The 22,535-nt window shown below is 61.4% G+C and carries 17 protein-coding genes, 1 tRNA gene and 2 pseudogenes; 5 read left to right on the top strand and 15 right to left on the bottom strand.

Annotated features, from left to right (window positions below; genetic code table 11):
* Positions 1–29 precede the first annotated feature (29 nt).
* A complete protein-coding gene (locus E4P82_RS02205) occupies positions 30–2,498 on the top strand; it encodes a sodium-translocating pyrophosphatase (protein WP_169247427.1) in 2,469 nt (822 codons plus the stop codon).
* 160 nt (positions 2,499–2,658) lie between these two features.
* Here E4P82_RS02205 and E4P82_RS02200 read toward each other — a convergent pair whose 3' ends face one another.
* The 10 genes from E4P82_RS02200 to icmF form a co-directional block, all read right to left on the bottom strand.
* A complete protein-coding gene (locus tag E4P82_RS02200) occupies positions 2,659–4,293 on the bottom strand; it encodes an electron transfer flavoprotein-ubiquinone oxidoreductase (protein ID WP_169247366.1) in 1,635 nt (544 codons plus the stop codon).
* Between the two features lie 188 nt (positions 4,294–4,481).
* Positions 4,482–5,399, bottom strand: coding sequence for a glycosyltransferase (locus E4P82_RS02195; protein ID WP_169247365.1), 918 nt, complete (start codon positions 5,397–5,399; stop codon positions 4,482–4,484).
* Positions 5,396–6,016: a class I SAM-dependent methyltransferase gene (locus E4P82_RS02190; protein ID WP_169247364.1), complete on the bottom strand. Its 621-nt coding sequence runs from the start codon at positions 6,014–6,016 to the stop codon at positions 5,396–5,398. The genes E4P82_RS02195 and E4P82_RS02190 overlap by 4 nt, the downstream gene beginning before the upstream one ends.
* A 43-nt stretch (positions 6,017–6,059) precedes the next feature.
* Positions 6,060–6,764 carry a glutamine amidotransferase gene (locus E4P82_RS02185; protein ID WP_169247363.1) on the bottom strand — a complete coding sequence of 235 codons (705 nt, stop codon included), beginning with the start codon at positions 6,762–6,764 and terminating at the stop codon, positions 6,060–6,062.
* An 88-nt stretch (positions 6,765–6,852) separates the two neighbouring features.
* Positions 6,853–6,940: transfer RNA gene (locus E4P82_RS02180), tRNA-Ser, on the bottom strand.
* Between the two features lie 49 nt (positions 6,941–6,989).
* Positions 6,990–7,826 carry a hypothetical protein gene (locus E4P82_RS23040; protein ID WP_312913888.1) on the bottom strand — a complete coding sequence of 279 codons (837 nt, stop codon included), beginning with the start codon at positions 7,824–7,826 and terminating at the stop codon, positions 6,990–6,992.
* A 13-nt stretch (positions 7,827–7,839) separates the two neighbouring features.
* On the bottom strand, positions 7,840–9,066 hold the full coding sequence (gene mdoH, locus E4P82_RS23035) for a glucans biosynthesis glucosyltransferase MdoH (RefSeq protein ID WP_312913886.1): 1,227 nt from the start codon (positions 9,064–9,066) through the stop codon (positions 7,840–7,842).
* Positions 9,063–9,584 carry a hypothetical protein gene (locus tag E4P82_RS02170; protein ID WP_169247362.1) on the bottom strand — a complete coding sequence of 174 codons (522 nt, stop codon included), beginning with the start codon at positions 9,582–9,584 and terminating at the stop codon, positions 9,063–9,065. The genes mdoH and E4P82_RS02170 overlap by 4 nt, the downstream gene beginning before the upstream one ends.
* Positions 9,566–11,131, bottom strand: coding sequence for an OpgD/OpgG family glucan biosynthesis protein (locus E4P82_RS02165; protein ID WP_312913883.1), 1,566 nt, complete (start codon positions 11,129–11,131; stop codon positions 9,566–9,568). Before E4P82_RS02165 ends, E4P82_RS02170 begins: the two co-directional genes overlap by 19 nt.
* 207 nt (positions 11,132–11,338) lie before the next feature.
* Positions 11,339–14,611: a fused isobutyryl-CoA mutase/GTPase IcmF gene (gene icmF / locus E4P82_RS02160; RefSeq protein ID WP_169247361.1), complete on the bottom strand. Its 3,273-nt coding sequence runs from the start codon at positions 14,609–14,611 to the stop codon at positions 11,339–11,341.
* A 265-nt stretch (positions 14,612–14,876) separates the two neighbouring features.
* On the opposite strand from icmF, the gene E4P82_RS02155 reads away from it, so the two are divergent.
* Positions 14,877–15,893: an AraC family transcriptional regulator gene (locus E4P82_RS02155; RefSeq protein WP_169247425.1), complete on the top strand. Its 1,017-nt coding sequence runs from the start codon at positions 14,877–14,879 to the stop codon at positions 15,891–15,893.
* Complete coding sequence (locus E4P82_RS02150) at positions 15,883–16,713, top strand: helical backbone metal receptor (protein ID WP_169247360.1); 831 nt, start codon at positions 15,883–15,885, stop codon at positions 16,711–16,713. Before E4P82_RS02155 ends, E4P82_RS02150 begins: the two co-directional genes overlap by 11 nt.
* 63 nt (positions 16,714–16,776) lie before the next feature.
* Here E4P82_RS02150 and E4P82_RS02145 read toward each other — a convergent pair.
* The 5 genes and pseudogenes from E4P82_RS02145 to E4P82_RS02125 form a co-directional block, all read right to left on the bottom strand.
* A pseudogene (locus E4P82_RS02145) lies at positions 16,777–16,990 on the bottom strand (type II toxin-antitoxin system HicB family antitoxin).
* A gap of 4 nt (positions 16,991–16,994) precedes the next feature.
* Positions 16,995–17,179, bottom strand: a pseudogene (locus E4P82_RS02140) (type II toxin-antitoxin system HicA family toxin).
* A 136-nt stretch (positions 17,180–17,315) separates the two neighbouring features.
* On the bottom strand, positions 17,316–17,825 hold the full coding sequence (locus E4P82_RS02135) for a hypothetical protein (RefSeq protein WP_169247359.1): 510 nt from the start codon (positions 17,823–17,825) through the stop codon (positions 17,316–17,318).
* Positions 17,826–17,965: 140 nt separating this feature from the next.
* On the bottom strand, positions 17,966–18,391 hold the full coding sequence (locus E4P82_RS02130) for a DNA polymerase III subunit chi (protein WP_169247358.1): 426 nt from the start codon (positions 18,389–18,391) through the stop codon (positions 17,966–17,968).
* A complete protein-coding gene (locus E4P82_RS02125) occupies positions 18,378–19,904 on the bottom strand; it encodes a leucyl aminopeptidase (protein WP_169247357.1) in 1,527 nt (508 codons plus the stop codon). The genes E4P82_RS02130 and E4P82_RS02125 overlap by 14 nt, the downstream gene beginning before the upstream one ends.
* A gap of 248 nt (positions 19,905–20,152) precedes the next feature.
* On the opposite strand from E4P82_RS02125, the gene lptF reads away from it, so the two are divergent.
* Both lptF and lptG read left to right on the top strand, forming a co-directional pair.
* A complete protein-coding gene (gene lptF / locus E4P82_RS02120) occupies positions 20,153–21,259 on the top strand; it encodes an LPS export ABC transporter permease LptF (protein ID WP_169247356.1) in 1,107 nt (368 codons plus the stop codon).
* Positions 21,256–22,320 (top strand): LPS export ABC transporter permease LptG, encoded by a 1,065-nt coding sequence (gene lptG / locus E4P82_RS02115; RefSeq protein WP_169247355.1) that lies wholly within the window; start codon positions 21,256–21,258, stop codon positions 22,318–22,320. The genes lptF and lptG overlap by 4 nt, the downstream gene beginning before the upstream one ends.
* Positions 22,321–22,535: the final 215 nt, after the last annotated feature.

The raw sequence follows: 22,535 nt of genomic DNA, 5'->3' as shown, positions 1-22,535 counted from the left end.
TGCTGTTGCTGCTGCTACTCGCGCTCGGCATGAGTGCATCTCCCGCTTTCGCCGAAACGGCCCATCATGTCAGTGAGGCCAATTTGGCGCTGCCCAATCTCAGCGACACGGCACTGGCTAGCTTTGTCGGCGGCGTCTCGGGCTGGACCTTGCTCGCTTGGGGCCTGCTCGTCTGCATTGGCGGTCTGGTGTTCGGCGCGATCATCCAGGCTCGGATTCGCCGCTTGCCGGTCCACCGCTCGATGGCCGAGGTCAGCGAGCTGATTTACGAGACCTGCAAGACCTACATGTTCACGCAGGGCAAGTTCCTGCTGATCCTGGAGGCGTTCGTCGCGGTCATCATCGTTGCCTACTTCGGTTGGGTCCAACAAATGAACGTGGCGGAGGTGCTGCTGATCCTGGCCTTCTCGTTGATCGGCATCGCCGGCTCGCTGGGCGTGGCCTGGTTCGGTATCCGCATCAACACGCTGGCCAACAGCCGCACCGCCTTTGCCGCGCTGCGGGGCCAAGCCTATCCGGTTTACGCCATTCCGCTGCAATCCGGCATCTCCATCGGGATGTTGCTCATCTCCACCGAACTGCTGATCATGCTGGCGATCCTGCTGTTCGTGCCGCCGACCCTGGCCGGCAAATGCTTCATCGGCTTCGCCATCGGCGAATCGCTGGGCGCCGCCGCCCTGCGCATTGCCGGCGGCATCTTCACCAAGATCGCCGACATCGGCTCCGACCTGATGAAGATCGTCTTCAAGATCAAGGAAGACGATGCCCGCAATCCAGGGGTGATCGCCGACTGCACTGGCGACAATGCTGGCGATTCGGTTGGCCCGACCGCCGACGGCTTCGAAACCTATGGCGTCACCGGCGTGGCGCTGGTCAGCTTCATCATGCTGGCGGTGCCGGAAGCCGCCGTGCAGGTGCAACTGCTGGTGTGGATTTTCGTGATGCGGGTGATGATGGTGGTCGCCTCCGGCGCCTCCTACCTAGGCAACGAAACGTTCGCCAAGCGCCGCTACGGCGAGCAAACCCGCTTCGACTTCGAGGCGCCGCTGACCTCGCTGGTGTGGATCACCTCCGCCGTGTCGTTGCTCCTCACTTTTGCGGTGTCGTACCTGCTGATCGGCGGCATCGAGATCGGCGGCACGGTCTACGGCAATCTGTGGTGGCAGTTATCGTTGATCATCACCTTCGGTACGCTGGCCGGCGCCATCATTCCGGAAGTGGTCAAGATCTTCACGTCGACCAACTCAGCTCATGTCCGCGAGGTGGTGACCGCTTCGCGTGAGGGCGGCGCCAGCCTGAACATCCTCGCTGGACTGACCGCCGGCAACTTCTCCGCCTTCTGGATCGGCGTGGTCATTGTCGGCCTGATGGCTGGCGCCAACATCGTGGCGCAGTACGATCTGGCCGCTGTCATCAACCCCGATCCGGCCAAGGCCACCATCATGGCCGCCGTGTTCTCCTTCGGCCTGGTGGCCTTCGGCTTCCTCGGCATGGGTCCGGTGACCATCGCGGTGGATAGCTACGGCCCGGTGACCGACAACGCGCAATCGGTGTACGAACTGTCCACCATCGAGCAGTGGCCCGACATCGAGGCCGAAGTGCAACGCGATTTCGGTTTCAATCCCAACTTCGAGGTCGCCAAGGATTTGCTGGAAGAGAACGACGGCGCCGGCAACACCTTCAAAGCCACCGCCAAACCAGTGTTGATCGGCACGGCCGTGGTCGGCGCCGCCACCATGGTGTTCTCGATCGTGATGTTGCTGACCGGCGGTCTGACCGAAAATCTCGACAAGCTCTCGCTGCTCTACCCGCCGTTCCTGCTCGGTCTGGTTTCCGGTGGCGCCACGATCTTCTGGTTCTCCGGCGCGTCCACTCAGGCCGTATCCACGGGTGCCTATCGCGCAGTGGAATTCATCAAGGGGCATATGAAGCTCGACGGCGTGACCAAGGCTTCCGCCAAGGACAGCAAGAAGGTAGTCGAGATTTGCACGATCTACGCGCAGAAGGGCATGTTCAATATCTTCCTGGCCGTGTTCTTCGGCACCCTGGCCTGCGCTTTCATCGAGCCGTTTTTCTTCATCGGCTATTTGATCTCGCTGGCCATCATCGGCCTGTACCAGGCGGTGTTCATGGCCAACGCCGGCGGTGCATGGGACAACGCCAAGAAGATCGTGGAAACCGAACTACACGCCAAAGGTACGGAGCTGCATGACGCCGCCGTGGTGGGCGATACCGTCGGCGATCCGTTCAAGGACACTTCATCGGTGGCCATGAATCCGATCATCAAGTTCACCACTTTGTTCGGTCTGTTGGCGGTCGAGATGGCGGTCGGTCTCGCCGCGCAAGGTCAACAGATTCTCGCCCTGAATCTGGCGGCACTGTTCCTGGTCCTCAACCTGGTGTTCGTATTCCGCAGTTTTTACGGCATGCGAATCACTGTTGCGGCACCCGACGACGACAACGAGCCGGAAGGCGAAACCGCCACAGAGTCGGCCTAAGCGGTGTTTTTCCGCCTTACGGGGCGGATCCACACAAAAAAGCCTTCGCGTAAGCGAAGCTCTTTTTTGTGGTATTTCATTGATGAGGAGCGGCTCCGAAGTCTCGGATAGCCCAATACGGCATTACGGCGCGAGAAATCTCCCGGTTTTTCCGCCAAGGCTACATATTCGGATAATTCGGCCCGCCGCCGCCTTCCGGTGTCACCCAGTTGATGTTCTGCGTGGGATCCTTGATGTCGCAGGTTTTGCAATGCACGCAGTTCTGGGCATTGATCTGCAAGCGTGGATTGCCGTCGTCGCCGTCACGGACGATTTCGTACACCCCCGCCGGGCAGTAACGCTGCTCGGGGGCATCGTATAAAGGCAAATTGATCCGAATCGGTACCGTCGGGTCCTTCAGGGTCAAATGGCAGGGCTGGTCTTCCTCGTGGTTGGTGTTGGAGATGAACACCGAGGACAGCTTATCGAAGCTGATCACACCGTCCGGCTTGGGATATTCGATCTTCGGACATTCGCTGGCTTTCTTCAGCTTAGCGTGGTCCGGCTTGTGGTGGAAGGTCCACGGCGCCTTGCCTCGGAACAGGTAGGTATCGAGCGCCGAATAAGCGATCGCCGCCCACAACCCCCAACTGAACGACGGCTTGACGTTGCGGACCTGATAGAGCTCCTCCCACAGCCAGCTCTGGCGGAGCTGCTCGGGATACTCCGCCACCTCGTCCGCGCCGCGACCGGCCGCGACCGCTGCAAACACCGCTTCCGCCGCCACGGTTCCCGATTTCATCGCGGTGTGGGTGCCCTTGATCTTGGGCATGTTGAGGAAACCGGCGGTATCGCCGATCAACGCGCCACCGGGGAAGATCAGCTTGGGGATGGACTGAATACCGCCGGCGGAGATGGCGCGCGCACCGTAGGCGATGCGCCGGCCACCCTCGAAAGTCGGGCGGATATCGGGATGGGTCTTGAACCGCTGGAACTCGTCGAACGGCGACAGGTGCGGGTTGGCGTAACCCAGGCCGATCACGAAGCCCACCGCCACCTGGTTGTCCTCCATGTGATACAGGAAGGAACCACCGTAAGTGCTGGTATCCAGCGGCCAGCCGACGGTGTGGACGATCTTGCCCGGTTGATGCTTGGCCGGATCGACTTCCCACAGTTCCTTGATACCGATGCCGTAGGTTTGCGGGTCCACGCCGTCACGCAAGTTGAACCGGTCGAACAGGGTTTTGGTCAGCGAGCCGCGGCAGCCCTCGGCAAAGAGCGTGTAGCGGGCGCGCAGCTCCATGCCCGGCGCGAACTGTTCGGTCGGCTGGCCTTCCCGGTTGACACCCATGTCACCGGTGGCGACACCCACCACCGCGCCCTTATCGTCGTAAAGCACTTCGGCGGCGGCGAAACCGGGGTAGATCTCCACGCCCAGTTCCTCGGCCTGGGTGGCCAGCCAGCGACACAGATTGCCCAGGCTGATGATGTAGTTGCCGTGATTGTTCATCTGCGGCGGCGTCAGCAACCGGTACGAAGTCTCGCGAGTCAGGAATAGGAAACGGTCATCCGTGGCCGGCGTACTCAGCGGCGCTCCTCGTTCTTTCCAGTCCGGGATCAGTTCATCCAAGGCTCGTGGCTCTACCACCGCGCCGGACAGGATGTGGGCGCCGACTTCGGAGCCTTTTTCCAGCACGCAGACGTTCACTTCCTGATCCTGTTCCGCCGCCAGTTGTTTCAGGCGAATGGCCGCCGACAGACCGGCGGGGCCGGCACCGACGATGACCACATCATATTCCATACTTTCGCGTTCCACCGGTCACTCCTTATCGAGTTTTAGTTGGTAGTGGCGGGAACCATCCCCCAAGGGCAGGATTCTCGCAATGGTCGGGATTCCAGGTTTGGCCGTTGGGAGCGGTCCCGTTCAAACCAGTGATCGCTCCAAGTATAACATTTTAATTAAAGACGGTTTTTTCGAAGAAGCATACTGTGGATAGGGAAATATCAGGCTTGCAGCGCGCGGCAACGCGCGGCGTAGCGGCGCCAGACGGCGGGTTCCGGGGTATGAATCAGACTGCGCAAGGCATCGCCGAGAATCGTCGGCACCAAGGCGGGCGCGTGTTTGCGCGCCCAGCGCAGAAAGCTGCGCAACCGGCGACGGAGGCAGGCCCGCCAAAGCGCCGGCGGGATCAAGTCGCCATGCTGCTCGGCGAACTTGGCCAGCGTATCCCAGTTCGCTTCGAACATCATCAATTGGCGACGGCTGGCGTTGCCGTCGTGTCGCCGATACGCCGCCAACAGACCGGCCACCCGCGCCACGGCATGCCGCGCGGACAAGCGCAGCCAGCAATCCAGATCCTCCAAGGGCAAGGATTCATCGAACCCTCCGATGGCCAGAAACGCCTCCCGGCGCAAGGCTACCGTCGGATTGGCGATGTCGTTATAGCGTAGCAGCCACAGGTAGGCGCGGTGATCGGGACCGGGCGACCGACGGTTCCGAGTCGCGGAGGACAATATCCGCCCCGCCGCGTCGATAAAGTTCACATCGGCATAGACCAAAGCCAAGCGAGGGTCGTCCCAGGCGTCGATGGCCTGCTGCTGGCTCTGGATCTTATTCGGATACAGGAGATCGTCAGAACCCAGCAAATGCACCCACTCACCGCGACAGGCCGCGATGGCGCGATTGGAAGCGGCGCTTACCCCTTGATTGGCCTGATGAATCACACTCAGGTGTTCGAAGCGCTCGGCATGCGCCGCAGCGAAGCGCTCGGCCACCGTCAGGGTGGCGTCGGTGGAGCCATCGTCCACCACCACCAGTTCCAGCCGGGGATAGCTCTGATTCCGCACCGACTCCAAACAGGCATCGAGAAAAGCGGCATGGTTGTAGGCGGGCACCGCCACGCTGACCAGCGGCAGACTCATTTTTCCACCAGCAGAAAATACTGCACCGCCAGAAACTCGCCGAGCAAGCGGTGCGGAAACCACCAGCGGCGGTATTTGGGCTTGATGTAGGGCGCAATGGCCACCATCCGCCAACCGGCCCGGCCAACCGCATCCAGCAAGCTGGAGCGGGTGAAAAAATGCAGATGGGTGCGATCCAGGATGCCGGCGTCGGCGTAATCGAACCGGCCCTGAAACAGCAGGGGCAACACCACGCTTTTGTGGCGCACGTTGGGCACGCTCAGCAGCAACCGTGCACCCGGTCGGACGCGGCGGTGCAATTCCGCCAACACCCGCCAGGGATCGATCAGATGTTCCAACACATCGGCCATGATCAGAAGATCGTAATCGGTCCAGGGCACTTGCCCCGTTACCGCCTCCAGGTCGGCCACCCAAATTCGGTGCAGCGGGTCCGCCGCCTGGCTCGCCGCCTCCGCGTTAGGCTCGATCCCATCGCAACGCTCGGCCAGACCGGTTTGCAACAGTTGCCGACCCAGGCGGCCACCAGCGCAACCGATGTCCAACACCATGCCGAGCTGGCCGTAAGGACGGAGAAAATCCACCAAATCCCGCCGGTCGGCGGTGTAATAGCGGCTCATGATCTCCGCTCGCGACCGACGGTTGCTCAGCGGCGCGGACCGCTCACAGGTCGACCCGATCCAGCCAGGCGGCGAAACATTGCCGACCCCGCGCCGCAGTCTCGGTGGCGTACCGAGCGGTCTCGGTTCGCAGGGTCGACACGCTCAGGCCTGGCGTCTGCCCAATCTCGCAGGCATGGCCAATGAACCAGCGTTCCAACCCCTGGGCAGTGGCCTCGACATGGAATTGCAGCGCCAGCGCATGTTCGCCCCACGCAAACGCCTGATTGGGATACAGGTCGGTTGAAGCCAGTCGTTCGGCGCCCTCAGGCAAATCGAAGGTGTCGCCATGCCAGTGCAGTACCGGCACGCCGTCGGCGAACGGCGCCAACGGGCCGTTCCGACCGCCTTCGGTCAGCGTCAGCGGTTTCCAGCCGATCTCCTTCCGACCACCCGGATAAACTCGCGCCCCCAGCGCCCGAGCGATCATCTGGCAACCCAGACAGAGACCGAGCGTCGGCCGGCCGGCCTCCAACCGCGCCCGCAGCACGCGCAGTTCATCGTGGATAAAGGGATAGGCGTCGTCTTCGTAGACCCCGATGGGACCGCCCAGGATCACCAGCAGATCGTCGGCCGACGGGTCCAGCGCGGTCAGATCGTCGTAACCGGCCTCCAGATAGCGCACGGCATAGCCGCGCTCGGCCAGTACCGGGGTGAAGGCATCGAGATCCTCGAAGGCCACATGACGGATGGCGAGAACGGTTTTCATGGATGTACTCGGGTGGCTGGGCAGGACGGGCGACCCCGCGCTTGCCGCCCGCGAGCCGGGGAGAATGCAGCGCGGCTGGATTGCAATCTGGCGGAGAGGGAGGGATTCGAACCCTCGGATCCTTGCGGATCAACGGTTTTCAAGACCGCCGCAATCGACCACTCTGCCACCTCTCCGGGCCTTGGATTGTAACCGCGCGCCTCCAAGCTCGCCAGTACCACTCCGCTACGGCAGCATCCCGGCGCTGGCCGGCGGCCGGCTCCAGAACAGCGCGTGCAGCCGCAGCAGGGTATCCGAGTCCGCAATCAGCTCGCGCTTCTGCGCCGCGCTCAGGCTATCGGGTCCCTCCTCCTCCAACTGATGGATCAAACCTTCCAGGTAATGCCGACGACGCTTGCCGGGCGGCTCGCTTTCCGGCAGCAGCGACAGATGCAGCGCGTTGACGTAGGGATCGGTCAGCGCCTGGACGAAGCGGCTGCTCGGCCGATCCCACAACACCGGCAGCACCGGATCGTCCTCTCGCAGATTCTCGTCCAGGTAGCGCAGCACCGACGGCGGGTCGGTCTCCTCCGGCGTCAGGAACAGGCCCAGTTCGCGCGACTTACGGCCCAGGGCGATGCTGCTGGACAGCATCGAAACCGGAATCGACAGCAGCAAACCCAGCAACACCGGCGTGAACCACCAGAAAAACGCTGGCACGTATTGATAACTCAGCACGCCGACGACCACGCCAGTCAGGGTATGCCCGCCGTGCGCCAGCGCCGCTTCCTTAAAGCTGGTCATGTGATCGCCACGCTGTTGGGTCGGCCAGCCGACAGCGCGGCGCAACAAGATCGCCAGCACGAACTTGGTCTGGAACAACATCAATACCGGCGCCGTCAGCACCGAAAACACCGTTTCCAGCACCACGCTCAGGGTCGCCGCGAACATCCCACCATAACCGTGACGCAGCCGGCTGTCTTTCAAGAGCAGCAGCAGGGCCAATAACTTAGGCAGGAACAGCATGGTCAGGGTGACCAGCAGCACGGTGGTCATTTCCACCGCGAACGATACTGGCCACACCGGTATCCAGTTCTCACCAAAAAAAATAGATCGTCTCCTGACGGGTCTGGATGAGCGCCTCCACCCCGGTGGCGATCAGAAACAGCAGCCACAGCGGCGAGGCCAGATACGACATGACGCCCATCGAGAAATGCAAGCGGCTCAGGGCGTTGAAACCGTGGGCCAGCGCCAGCCGCAAATGTTGCAGGTTACCCTGACACCAACGGCGATCGCGTTTAGCGTAGTCGATCAGGGTCGGCGGGATTTCCTCGTAGCTGCCTTCGAGATCGTAGGCCAGCCAAACCTCCCAGCCGGCCCGCCGCAACAACGCCGCCTCGACAAAGTCGTGACTGAGGATCGCGCCGCCGAACGGCTCCCGGCCCGGCAGCTTCGGCAAGCCGCAGTGCTCCAGGAACGGCCGTACCCGGATGATGGCGTTGTGGCCCCAATAATTGCTTTCGCCGAGCTGCCAGTAGTTCAGCCCGGCGGTGAACATCCGTCCGTAGATGCTGCCGGCGAACTGCAGGATGCGGGCAAACAGCGACTCGCGGTTGACCGGCACCGGCGGCGTTTGGATCAGCGCCACTTTCGGATGGCACTCCATCAGCCGCACCATGTCCGTCAGCGTGGAGCCCTTCATGATGCTGTCGGCGTCCAGCACGATCATGTAGCGGTACCAACCGCCCCAGCGGGTGCAGAAATCCTCCAGGTTACCGCTCTTGCGGTCGGTGTTCTCCGGCCGGTTGCGGTAGAAAATCCGTCCCTTGCCGTCCAGCGCCCGCACCATATCCTGCCAGCGCAGTTCCTCCTCGACCCACACGTCGGGATCGCGGGTGTCGCTGAGGATGAAGAAATCGAAGTCCGCCAAGCGGCCGGTTTCCGCCAGCGAGCGATGGATGGCGCGCAGGCCGGCAAACACCCGCTCCGAATCCTCGTTGTAGATCGGCATCAGGATCGCGGTGCGCGGCGGTGGCACGGCCGGGTCGGGCGGCGCGGCCGGCTGGCGGGAAATCGCCCAGCGGTCGCGGCCGAACAGAATCGTGAAAAATCCCATGAGCGCCGTCCAGAACGACATGCAGATCCAGCCGATCAGAATCGTGTACAGCAGCAACAGCAGCAGCTCCATCGGACTGAAACCGTTGCTCTGGAACACGCTGACCAGCAGTCCCAGGGCGATCAGCGTGGTCAGGTTCGTCAACAGAAAGAATACCCATCGCCGGAGGGTATACCCCTTCGCCGACGGTCGAACGGATGCGGTCATGAAGGCGTCTTTTCGGCAGGAGAGGAAACGCCCCGCCGCCAGTGACGCAGCGGGTCCAGCAGCGAGAACAATTCGATCCGCTGGGCCGGCATGGCGCCGGGAGCGGGCGCCGGAGCGGGCTCGGCCACCGCCGCGCGCAGGGCATCGCTGACGTCCCGCGCGGCGTCGGGTGGCGCGAACAACACCGCCGGCCAATCCGGTACCGCGCCGCCCAGCAATGCCGCTCGTGCCGCCGCCAGGGCCTGTGGTTGCCGGGGCAGGTCGAGTGTCCGCGCCAGCCAATCGTCCAGCAGTTCCCGCGCCGCCGCCAACGCGCCCGTCAGCGGATCCGGGGAGTCGGGTCGATCGGGCAGGCCGCGGCGCAGCGCCTGTTCGCTCAGCGCCGCGATCTGATCGGGATCGCTCACCCCCAGCGCCCGCCAGTAGGCGCCCAAGCGACCGAGCAACATCCCGTGAGACGGTGCCGCCGACGCCGGCGCCAAATATGGCATCGCCGCGTTCACTTGGGCGCGGTCCATTGGTAGCTCCAGGTTTCGGTCAACACGTCGTCACCGAGCTTCAGGAAACAGCGCAGTTCGGCCGAATCGTTCCCCTGCGGCAGCAGTTCGAAGGACACGCGCCAACCTTGGGTATAGGTGTTTTTCTGGGCCACGACATTCTGAACCTGGCCGGCGGACGCGCTGATCGTCGCCTTCACCGGGGCATTTTCCGGCAGTTTGCTCAGGGCCTCGCCGCCGAAATCGATCACGAACCGTCGCCGCGAGGAATCCAGATCGCCGGCGCCGCCAGCACCCACCCGGCTGGTCAACGCATGACCGCCCGGAGACAGATTCGGCATGTCAAGGAAGAAATACAAACGGTAATTGAACTCCAGTTGCTGGCCGGCTTCGACCGGTTTCATCGGGTTCCAAAACGCGGCAATGTTGTCGTAGCGCTCGGCGGTGCTGGGAATTTCGATCAACTGGACCGAGCCTTTGCCCCAGTCGCCCTCCGGTTCGACCCAAATACTGGGCCGAGTGTGGTAATGCGCCTCCAGATCCTGGTAATCGTCGAAATCGCGGTCGCGCTGCAACAAACCGAAACCGCGCGGGTTGTTGTCCTGGAAGGCACTGATGCGCAGCCGGGCCGGATTGTTGAGCGGCCGCCAAATCCATTCGCCGCCGCCGGTGGCCATCAGCAAACCGTCGGAATCGTGCACCTGCGGGCGGAAATCGTCGAAGAATCGCTCGTTCAAGGCACCGTGGTAAAACATGCTGGTCAGCGGCGCCACCCCGAGCTTCTGCACACCCTCGCGGACAAAGAGGTTGGCCTTGACGTCGATCTGGGTGTTGACGCCCGGCTTGATGACGAAGCGGTAGGCGCCGGTCAGGCTCTGGCTGTCCAGCAACGCGTACACGGTCAACTCGGTGGCGTCCTTATCGGGTTTCTCCAGCCAGAACTCGCGGAAATAGGGAAACTCCTCGGGCTTGGACAGGCCGGTGTCGACGGCCAGGCCGCGCGCCGAGAGACCGTAGTTCTGATTCTGGCCGACGGCGCGGAAATAGCTGGCGCCCAGAAACACCGCAACCTCGTCGTAATGGCTGTCGGTATGCAGCGGATACATCACCTTGAAGCCGGCGAACCCCAAATCCTTGGGCAAATCCTCCGGTACCTTGTTCTTGCCGTAATCGAACAGATCGCTGGCATACTCCAAAGGCCGGCTTTCGCCTTCGTCGACCACGTTGATCACGACCCGCTGGAAGAACAAGAACCCCAGCGGCGCAAATTGGATCTCGAACGGCAGTGCCTGGTCGCGCCACAGACTCTTTTCCGCCCTGAAGCGGATGTCGCGGTACTGGTCGTAATCCAGATGCTTGAGAAAATCGGGCAGCGTGTTGTTCTGCGTTTGAAACGGTTGGGTCGCCAGTACCTCGGCACGGCGGCGGACATCGGCGAAATTGAAACGTTTGGGGGGTGGCGTCGTAGCCTGGGTGGACGCGGGCACATTGGGCGCGCTGAAACCCGTCACCGGGCATAACCAGACGCCGGCCAACAAAACCAGACTCAGCAGCATGCGAAATTTCACGGTGTTACGGCTCCCTGGGCGTGTAATCCAATGGGGGTTTAAAGTCGTTTCCAAACGTTGCATTGTAGGGTTATTGGATCGTTCCGACCATGCCTTGACACCGGCGCCATCGAAGGATAATAAAGATCTCCCGTCATTGAGGTTGTCCCAGCCGACGAGGTCCCCCGTTTATTGGTGGTCCCGACCGGCTGGGTCTTGCGTCTAACCTTACATATTCCGCCGATACTGCCCGCCGACCTCGAACAGCGCCGCGGTGATTTGCCCCAGCGAGCAGCAGCGCACCGCATCCACCAGTACCGCGAACAAGTTCTCGTTGGCGATGGCCGCCTGTTTCAGCCGCGCCAGCATCCGGTCACCCTCGGGTTGATTCCGCGCCTGGAATTCCCGCAGTCGCCGCAACTGACTCTGTTTCTCCTCATCGGTGGAGCGGGCCAGTTCGACCTTGACCTGATCCGGTTTGGCGTTCGGGTTGCGGAAGGTGTTGACGCCGATGATCGGGTAGGAGCCATCGTGTTTGATGGTCTCGTAATACAGCGACTCCTCCTGAATCTTGCCGCGCTGGTAGCCGGTTTCCATCGCCCCCAGCACCCCGCCGCGCTCGCTGATTCGCTCGAACTCCCGCAACACCGCTTCCTCCACCAGATCGGTCAATTCCTCGATGATGAACGCACCCTGATTGGGGTTCTCGTTCTTCGCCAAACCCCATTCCTTATTGATGATCAACTGCACCGCCATGGCACGCCGCACCGATTCCTCGGTCGGGGTGGTGATCGCCTCGTCGTAGGCGTTGGTGTGCAGCGAATTGCAATTGTCGTAAATGGCGATCAACGCCTGCAAGGTGGTGCGGATGTCGTTGAAATCCATTTCCTGGGCATGCAGCGAACGGCCCGAAGTCTGAATGTGGTATTTCAGCTTCTGGCTGCGCTCGTTGGCGCCGTATTTGTCGCGCATGGCCGCGGCCCAGATCCGCCGCGCCACCCGACCCATCACCGAATATTCCGGGTCCATGCCGTTGCTGAAGAAGAACGACAGATTCGGAGCGAAATCGTCGATGTGCATCCCGCGCGCTAGATAGGATTCGACATAGGTGAAACCGTTGGCCAGGGTAAAGGCCAGTTGCGAAATCGGATTGGCGCCGGCCTCGGCGATGTGATAGCCGGAAATCGAGACCGAGTAGAAATTCCGGACGCCGTGATGAACGAAATACTCCTGAATGTCACCCATCATCTTCAGCGCGAATTCGGTGGAGAAAATGCAGGTGTTCTGACCCTGATCCTCCTTGAGGATGTCGGCCTGCACCGTGCCGCGTACGTTGGCCAGCACCCATTCCTTGATCTTCTCGATCTCGTTGTCGGTGGGCGGCCGGTGATTGTCGCCTTCGAACTTCTCGATCTGCTGATCGAAAGCCGTGTTGAAAAACATCGCCAGAATCATCGGCGCGGGGCCGTTGATGGTCATGGACACCGAGGTGGTCGGGCAGCACAGATCGAAGCCCGAATACAACACCTTCAGATCGTCCAGGGTGGCGATGGAGACGCCGGAATTGCCGACCTTGCCGTAGATGTCCGGCCGTTCGTCCGGGTCGCAGCCGTACAGCGTCACCGAATCGAAGGCGGTGGACAGCCGGGTGGCCTCGGCGTGTTCGGACAGCTTCTTGAAGCGGCGATTGGTGCGGAACGGGTCGCCCTCGCCGGCGAACATCCGGGTCGGGTCCTCGTTTTCGCGCTTGAAGGCGAACACCCCGGCGGTATAGGGGAAACTGCCGGGCAGATTCTCCCGCATCATCCAGCGCAGCAGTTCGCCATGCTCCTCCAGGCGCGGAATCGCCACCTTGGGAATGCGGGTGCCAGACAGCGAGCGCCGGGTTAGGGGGGTGCGGATCTCCTTGTCGCGAATCTTCACCACATACTCGTCGCCCAGGTAACTTTCCCGTACCTGCGGCCACATATCCACCAGCTTGCGGGCGTGCGGGTCCACCTGCGCTTCGACCTGTTCCAGCAACGGTTGCAGATCGGCGACCGGCTTGCCGACCGTCTCCAGCATGGCCTGGACCGCACGCAACTGCTGGCGCTGGCGGATCAGCCGGACCTGTTCCTCCACATGGCGGTGATAGCCGCGCACGGTATCGGCGATTTCCGCCAGATAGCGGGCACGGGCCGCCGGCACAATCACGGTTTGGCCGCTGGACGCCTTGTTCGCCACCGGCGGCAAGCGGCCCGGCGACAGATCCAATCCCTGCTCGCGCAGCAGCCCCACCACGCCGTGATAGAGCGCGGTCACGCCGTCGTCGTTGAAACGGGCGGCGATGGTGCCATAGACCGGCATGTCGTCCGGCGATTGACCGAAAGCCTTGTGGTTGCGTTGTACCTGCTTGCGCACGTCGCGCAACGCGTCCTCGGCACCCTTGCGGTCGAATTTGTTGATCGCCACCGCGTCGGCAAAATCGAGCATGTCGATCTTCTCCAACTGCGATGCGGCGCCGAATTCCGGGGTCATCACATACAGCGAGCGATCCACCAGCGGCACGATGGCGGCGTCGCCCTGGCCGATGCCGGAGGTTTCGACGATCAGCAGGTCGAAACCGGCCAACTTGCAGGCGGCGAGAATATCGCCCAAGGTCTCGGGAACCTCGCTGCCGGCGGCGCGGGTCGCCAGCGAACGCATGTAGAGATTCGGACCGGTGATGGCATTCATGCGAATGCGGTCGCCCAACAGCGCACCGCCGGTCTTGCGCCGCGAGGGGTCGGCGGCGATGACCGCGATCTTGAGCCGGTCGTCCTGATCCAGGCGGAAGCGCCGCACCAGTTCGTCGGTCAGCGAGGACTTGCCGGAACCGCCGGTGCCGGTGATGCCGAGCACCGGCACGGCACAGGCCTGGGCCTGGTCGAGCACTTGCTGGCGCAACGTCGGGGCGATCGCCTGATTTTCCAGCGCGGTGATCAAGCGGGACAGCGCCCGCCAATTGCCGGCCTGGACCTCATCGAGGCTCTGGGGCGCGTACTGGGCGGGATCGGTGTCGCAGACCGTGACCATGTGGTCGATCATGCCCTGCAAGCCCATGGCCTGACCGTCCTCCGGCGAGAAAATGCGCGCGACGCCGTACTGATGCAGCTCGTGGATCTCCTCGGACACGATGACGCCACCGCCACCGCCAAAGACCTTGATGTTGGCGCCGCCGCGCTCTCGCAGCAGGTCGATCATGTACTTGAAAAACTCGACGTGCCCCCCCTGGTAGGAACTGATGGCGATACCTTGGGCGTCTTCCTGCAAGGCGGCGGTGACGATATCCTCGACCGAACGGTTGTGGCCGAGATGGATGACTTCCGCGCCGCTGGCTTGCAGGATGCGGCGCATGATGTTGATTGAGGCGTCGTGGCCGTCGAACAGACTGGCGGCGGTCACGAAGCGGACTTTGTGCCGGGGCCGGACCTGATCGACGCCAGGCGAGGGAGATCTGAACGAACTGATGACCGCGGACATGGAAGGAATTCTCCTTAAAGAGTAATGCGCTTTATGCGCTAAAATAATACGCCTTTACGGCGACTCTTGCGGCGAGAAGCCGTGCCGCCATGCCAAGGGACTCGCTGGCCGCTTCGGGCCACCAGGCACCTCATGATTGCATCGAACCCGCCGCTCTCGACGAGTGCAATGGTAAAAAGAACTGGAAGGTGAGATTTGCCAATATGGTTGCAATTCATGCCACTCTGAATGGCATTGTGATTTGACGCAAAACGAGTAGCCGGTGATGACTGAGGTCGCGATAACGCCCGTGGCGTTCGTTCGAGCTATTGTGGCGGCCTATCGACGCTACGGCAAAGACCCGGGCGATGCACTGCGGCGGGCACGGATTGCGCCAGAATTCCTGTCGGACCCGCGAAACCGCGTCACCGGCTCGCAAATGCAAACCCTGTTCGGCATTGCCATCCAGGAACTGGACGACGAGGCGCTGGGGTGGTTCTCGCGCCGGCTGCCGTGGGGCAGTTATGGGATGCTATGTCGGGCCACCCTCGGATCGCCAACCCTGGAAGTTGCCCTGAAAAGATGGTGCCGCTATCACGGCTTATTGACGGATGACATCGCGCTGAAATTCACCGTGACCCGGTCGGCGGCGGCCATCGTGATTCAGATCAATCGGGATTTGGGCGAAATGGAGGAGTTCTGCTTCGCCACGCTCTTTCGGTATATTCTCGGCTATGCCTGTTGGGCGGTGAATTCGCGGATACCTTTGCTGGAAACCTGTTTCCCCTTCGATGCCCTGGAGCATGTCGAGGTCTATCGGATGCTCTTTCCCGGTCCACTGCATTTCCGTTCCGAGTCCGCCAAGATCAGTTTCGATCCTCAATACGCGGCGTTGTCGATTCGGCGGGATGACCGAGCCCTGAACAAGATGCTCCAGCACGCGGTTCCCCTCACGATATTTCCCTATCGGCGGGACCGGCTACTGGTGCAGCGGGTTCGCGAACTTTTGAGAATGCAACCCGATAGTCCGCATACCGGCGAGTCGCTGGCCATGGAACTTCATGTGTCGCCCAGGACCTTGCATCGACAGTTGCAAGAAGAAGGCACCTCCTTGCAGGCTCTGAAGAATGAAATCCGGCGGGACCGGGCTGTCGAGTTGCTGAACAGAACATCCAGACCCATCAAGCAAATCGCACCGGCCGTGGGCTTTCACAACGAAAAAAGCTTTTCTCGGGCCTTCAAGCAGTGGACGGGCGTGACCCCGGAATCGGTCCGGGAAAAAGGTCGGCACTTTGTTTCGTGATTTGATCGACGCCATCGGCGTTCGACACGCGCCCGTGACCGTGCCCGCTCGTATCGTTTCGCTGGTGCCCAGCATCACCGAATTGTTGTTCGCGTTGAAATTGGGCGATCAGGTGGTGGGCCGCACCCATTACTGCATTCATCCGGCTCCCTTGGTCATGCCTTTGCCCAGCGTCGGGGGCACCAAGAAGATTCGCCACGCCCGGCTTCAAGCCTTGCGGCCCACTCATGTTATCGTCAACATCGACGAGAATCCGCGCGAACTGGCGGAACGGCTGATGGCCGATGGTTTACAAGTGATCGTGACCCATCCGCTGACCCCGGAAGACAACGTATCGCTGTATCGATTGATCGGTGGCATTTTCAATCGCGTGGCGGAAGCGGAAGCACTGGCGGCGCGGTTCGAGCGAACCTTGGCGGAACTGCGGCAAGTCGCTTGGCCTCGGCGACAGGTGTTGTATTTGATTTGGCGCAAGCCGTGGATGGGCATCAATCGAGATACTTACATCGCCCGAATGTTGGCCTTGGTGGGTTGGGAAACACTGCCAGCGGAATGCGAGGCGCGCTACCCGGAGTTGGAAATAAACAAAACGCTACTGGACGCCGCCGATTTGATCCTGTTCAGCAGCGAGCCGTACCGGTTTCTGCCGGAGGATTTGGAAGGTTTCGCCCGCGATTACAATTGCCCACCCGAGAAATTGCGGCTGATCGATGGGGAAATGACCTCGTGGTACGGCAGCCGGGCGATCCAGGGATTGCGCTATATGGGGCAATTGACTCGCGAGATTTCTGTATCTACTCGCTCATCACACGCTCCTTGACCACACTGAGCTGTCTCCTGCACGGCCAAGTCACACGCCATCTGCAATGTTTTGGTGCGATTGTTATGCGGCCACTTCCACATACTCGACTTGGCTTTGGGGAATGGGAGGTGCGATTCCATCTTCTCTCATACCCTCAAGGTGAAAAGCGATAGCCTCCTTGATTTCCGCTTCGACCTCCTCTACCGAGACGCCAGTAGCGATGCAGCCCGGAAGATCCGGGACATAAGCGGAAAAGTTATTAGCTGTTTTTTTCGATGACGATTGCATAGCGCATGATGTCACTTCCAGCCTGCTTGTTTGAAAATGCTGTTCTTTGTTCCCGGCGCGATTTGATCGTCTGGTTTCTCGGGAACAGTCACCCAACCAAGATTGATGAATGCTTGAATTGACGATGGCTTCCTTTCGTGGCGACCAAATACCATCCATCATCTTTGAGCATGATTAGAGTTTCGGAAATCTTCATTAGCTACAGCAAGTTACTTAACGCCAATACTAAAAAAGATTTGCACTTTGCCTCCAACTCTTCGCATAAAAACAAGCTCGGCAACGCCCGAAAAGCGATAGCCTTTTGGGTGTCCGATGAAGTGGCTGGTTAGGAGCTAGATCCATCCATCATCCCCAAGAACGTGTGAACGCTTGAGGCTCTGGTAGATATCCTCCCAGTCCGTCTCTTTTCCGGCTGTGCTATCGGCTTGATCACGCTTAGAGCCGTCTTCATATTCGAGCGCGTGCCACACCTTTGAAAGCGGAAGCACGCTCCAATGATGCATGTACCGATCAATTAGGAACACCCGCATCTCCCACCCCAGGGAGTCTAAACGGAACCATATCTCACTTAATTTCCTAAGTTTGTTCGGTGTGATTGGGTTTGTATCTTCCACCTCAAAGAGAAAGACGGTCTTTCTCTTATGATCGATTAGGTAGGCGTCTGGAATAATCCTCATCCCGCTCAATAGCGAGGCCAACTCCTCTTTATCTACTTGAAGCTCCATCGCGGCGATCAGTGAACGATTGAACCCGGTCGTTAAGATCCGGCTGTCTCTCCTAAGCAACCAGTTCAAGACCACTTTCGAGAAAGTGAGATTCGGGTCATCCCACAGGTCCGCCATTATGTGGCTCCCAACAAATGATTATAAAATTTCTGTATAACTTCCCAACGGTTGAGTTGTGCGGCAGCACACTAATCCGAACCCGGATAATCTGTTGAATAGAGTACAGGCCATCCCGTGTAAACCCTGCGATCTCGCTGCTACAACTTATGCGTCTCCGGCGCGCAGCCCTGCTCGCGGTATTGCCGGAATCGCTCGCGCGATTGCGCCAGCACCTCGGGATGCTGGTCCACCAGTTCCACCACTCGATCGTAGCGCTCGAAACCCTCGGGCAAGGCATCGGCCAGGTTGATCAGCACTTGCGCCTCCACCGTCGCCGGCGCGGCCGTGCCGACCAACACCGGCGAGCCCTCCTCCCCCATCAGCGGATAACGCTCGTGCGGAACGAAGCTGTCCTGCCGGAAGGTCCACAACAGATCGTCCAGCGCCGCCGCCCGCGCTTCGGACGCTGTGAAAAGATAAACGGTATGGCCGAGACCATATGCCTTGTCCGCCAGCCGGCAGGCCAGCAGCGCCCGACCATTCTCCTTCTGGTCGGGCAACACGTAAAAATCAATGCGCGGCACGCCCATCCTCCCGCTGCGCCTCGGCGGCCCGGTCCAGCAAATACTGGGTCAATAGTGGCACCGGCCGCCCGGTCGCGCCCTTGGCCTTGCCGGTTTTCCAGGCGGTGCCGGCGATATCCAGATGTGCCCAATGGTATTTCTTGGCAAAACGGGACAGGAAACAGGCCGCCATGATCGCACCCCCATCCCGGCTGCCGGCGATATTGGCCATATCGGCGAAATTACTGTCCAGTCCCTCCTGATAATCCTCCCACAACGGCAGTTCCCACACCCGGTCGGCGGCGGCTTGGCCGGCGGCGGTGAGCGCATGCGCCAGCGGGGGATGGTTACTGAGCAAACCGTGCGGGTGACGACCCAGGGCGATGATGCAAGCGCCGGTCAGGGTAGCGATGTCGATCACCGCCGCCGGCTCGTCGCGCTCGGCGTACGTCATGGCGTCGCACAGGATCAACCGACCTTCGGCGTCGGTATTGAGAATCTCGATGGTCTGGCCGGACAGGCTGGTGACGATGTCGCCCGGTCGGGTGGCCCGTCCGCCCGGCATGTTCTCCACCGCCGGAATCAGTCCGGTTACGTTGAGCGGCAACTTCAGTTCGGCGCAGGCCCGTAACGTCCCCAGCACGCTGGCCGCGCCGCACATGTCGTATTTCATCTCGTCCATGCCCTCGCCCGGCTTGAGCGAGATGCCACCGGTATCGAAGGTCACGCCCTTGCCGACCAATACGTAGGGTTTATGCGCCGCCGGCCCCTGCCGGTAGTCCAGACGAATCAGCTTGGCCGGCTGGGCGCTACCGCGTGTCACCGCCAGCAGCGCGCCCATGCCCAACCGTTCCATGTCGGCCTCTTCCAGCACCTCGACCCGGAGGGCCGGAAATTCCCGCGCCAGCGTCTGAGCCTGTTCGGCCAGATAACTCGGCGTGCACAGATTGGCGGGCAGATTGCCCAGATCCTTGGTCAGCTTGACGCCGGCGCTGATCGCGACCCCCTCGATCACCGCCTGTTCGCCGCCCGCTAGTTCCCGCCGGCCGGGTACGCTGAGTATAATCTTGCGCAAGGAGCGGCGCGGTGCGTCCTTTTTGCTTTTGAGGAGGTCGAACCGGTATTGCGACCCCTCGACCACCTCGACCATCTGGCGGATTTTCCAGTTGAGATCGCGGCCCTTGACCGCAAGATCGGTCAAATACACCACTGCCTCGGTGGCACCGGTCTCGTTCAGAGCCGTAGCGACGTGAGTCATAATCTGTTGGAAGCGGCGATCGTCCAGATCGCGCTCCCGGCCGCAGCCGACCAGCAGCACTCGCTCGCACAGTGCCTCGGGCACGTTGAACAGTAGCAGCGATTGGCCCGACTTGCCTTCCAGGTCGCCACGGCGCAGCAGGTTGCCGAGATAGCCGCCGACGGCGGCGTCGAACTGTTCGGCCGAAACGGTCAGTCGCCGGGATTCGTAAACGCCCAGCACCAGGCAGGCGGTGCGCTGTTTTTCTGGATTGCCGCTCTTGACCGTAAATTCCATCGGCGGATTTCCTCCGAGTTTGAATGAGTGATGGGTCCTGTCGGACCCAGGACCAGGCAAGCCGCGGAGCCGTGGAACGCGGCCGAACCGCCGGAGCGGTTGGGGATGCGTCGGCGCCTGGAAAACGACACAGGATATTTCCACCGAACCGCCGGATGATGAAGGGCGATACAGCATCTTGAATGTGTTGAGTTTAGCCGGAAATCACCACGCCTCACAGTCAGGCCCGCAACGGAGCGCCCTCGAACGTGCCTTCCATCATTGACCGTTACCTGATGCGGGAGATCGGCCTGACCCTGCTGGCGACCGCGCTGGTGCTGCTGGCGATGGTCCTCAGCCACCGGCTCGCCAATTACCTGAGCCAGGTCGCCAACGGCCTGCTGGCGCGTGATTCCATTTTCCTCCTCCTCGGGTTTCAGGCGATCGAAATTCTGAGCCTGCTCATCCCGCTGGCGTTTCTGCTGAGCATCGTGCTCACCCTGGGCCGACTGTATCGCGATCATGAAATGACCGCGCTGGCCGCCTGTGGTTACGGCCCGCTATCGGCTTACCGCGCGGTGTTTCTGCTGGCGGTGCCGTTGGCCCTGCTCACCGCCGGGCTTTCGCTGTTCCTGTCGCCGGTGACCATGGAGATCCAGTTCGAGCTACTGGCCAAGGCCCGCAAGGAAGCCGAAATTTCCATGTTCACGCCGGGCACCTTTCGCGAAGTGCTGGAAGGTCGACATGTGGTCTACATCAGCGGCCTGGACGAACAAGAGATGCACAACGTCTTCATCCAAAGCCGCGAGCCCGACGGCGACATCAGCATTACCACCGGCGAGCGGGGGCGGCAGGAAACCGACGCGAACGACCTGCGCCACATCGTGCTGGAGCATGGTTACCGCTACCGGGGCATCCCAGGCCACGGGGATTATGAAATCCTCAGCTTCGAACGGGCGGCGTTACGGGTCGATGCCAGCGCGCCCCAACAGGCATGGAAACACCGGGAAACGCTACCCACTCGAAAATTACTGAGTTCGAATAACCCCATTCAGGTCGCCGAACTGCATATGCGACTCAACTACCCATTTCAAGTGCTGGTCATCGCGCTATGGGCGCCGCTGCTGGCCCGCGCCCGGCCGCGCGAGGGCCGCTACGGCCGGATTGTCGCGGCCCTGTTGATCTACGCCGTCAATTTCAACCTGATCGGCGTCGGCGAATCCTGGCTCAGCCACGGTATCGTCGGGGGAGGCGTCGGTCTGTGGTGGGTGCACGGGCTGTTTCTGCTGTTCGGCGCCGGACTGCTGCTGCACTACCACGCTGCCAGCCATGGCATTCGCCTGCTGCGGCGCGTCTTGCGTCGGAGCGTCGCATGAAACTGCTGGATCACTACATCTTTCGCACCGTCGCCATAACGACCCTGGTCACGCTGCTGGCGCTGCTGCTGCTGGAATTCTTTCTGAGTCTACTGGCGGAACTGGAAGACGTCGGCACCGGTGGTTACGGCTTCGTGGCGGCGCTCCGCTATCTGGTACTGGTCCAGCCCCAGCGACTGTACGAACTGTTCCCCATGGCGCTGCTGGTGGGCGGATTGCTCGGCATGGGCGCGCTGGCCAGTGGTAGCGAGTTGATCGTGATGCGGGCCGCTGGGCTGTCGCTGACCCGGCTGACCCGCTCCGTCCTGCAGGCCGGACTGCTGTTGAGCCTGGCGGTGCTGCTGGTGGGCGAGTTCGCCGCCCCGCCATTGGAACAGTTCGCCCGCGAACAGCGCGCCATCGACAAGGGCGAAAATCTGGCGATTCGCGGCGGCCGGGGTTTCTGGGCGCGCGACGGCGATTATTTCATTCACGTTCAAGGGGTGCTGCCGGGCGTCCGGTTGGCGGATATCAATATTTTCAAGGTGAGCGCCGAGGCCCGGCTCGAAACCGCCACCCATGCCCAGGGCGCGCGCTATCAATCCGGCCACTGGGTGCTGGAAGGCGTGAGCCGCAGCGTCTTCGACGACGACAAAGTGCTGAGCGAGCAACTGCCCAGCCTGACGGTGCTCTCGGCCATCAGCCCGCAGATCCTGGAAGTGCTGGCCGCCAACCCCAACCAACTATCGATCCGCGACCTGCTGGTTTACGTGGACTACCTGGAACGCAACGGACTGGACGCCCAAGGCTACCGGCTGGCCTTATGGCGCAAGCTGCTGGCGCCACTGGCTTATATGGCAATGTTGGTGATCGCCATGCCGTTCGTGTTCGGCCCGCAGCGCTCGGCGGGCGTCGGCCAGCGCTTGCTGGTCGGCCTGCTGCTCGGGCTGGTGTTCTTCCTGATCAATTATCTGCTCGGCAACGTGGTGCTGCTGTACGGCTACCCGCCATTGGTGGGGGCCGCGCTGCCATCATTGCTGTTTCTCGGTGCCGGGTTTTACGCGCTGCATCGGCTGCGTTAGCCGTTGCCGCCTTTGGGCAACACCACCAGTTCCGTTTCCGAAAAACGGTCCGGCAAACGCAACGCCAGCAGCAGCAGCAGGCACGCAAAACCGGCTCCCAGGCTGAGACCGATCAAGCCGAGCNTGAAGACNNGGTGCAGGTAAGCCACCGGCGCCAACCACAGACTGGCGATCAANAACCGCAGCAGGGCCTGCCACCAGCCGATGCCTCGACC

This window comes from Candidatus Competibacter phosphatis (assembly GCF_012939995.1).
Classification (GTDB): domain Bacteria; phylum Pseudomonadota; class Gammaproteobacteria; order Competibacterales; family Competibacteraceae; genus Competibacter; species Competibacter phosphatis.
The sequence above is the reverse complement of the archived record's forward strand: the minus strand, read 5'-3'. Positions and strand labels throughout refer to the sequence as shown.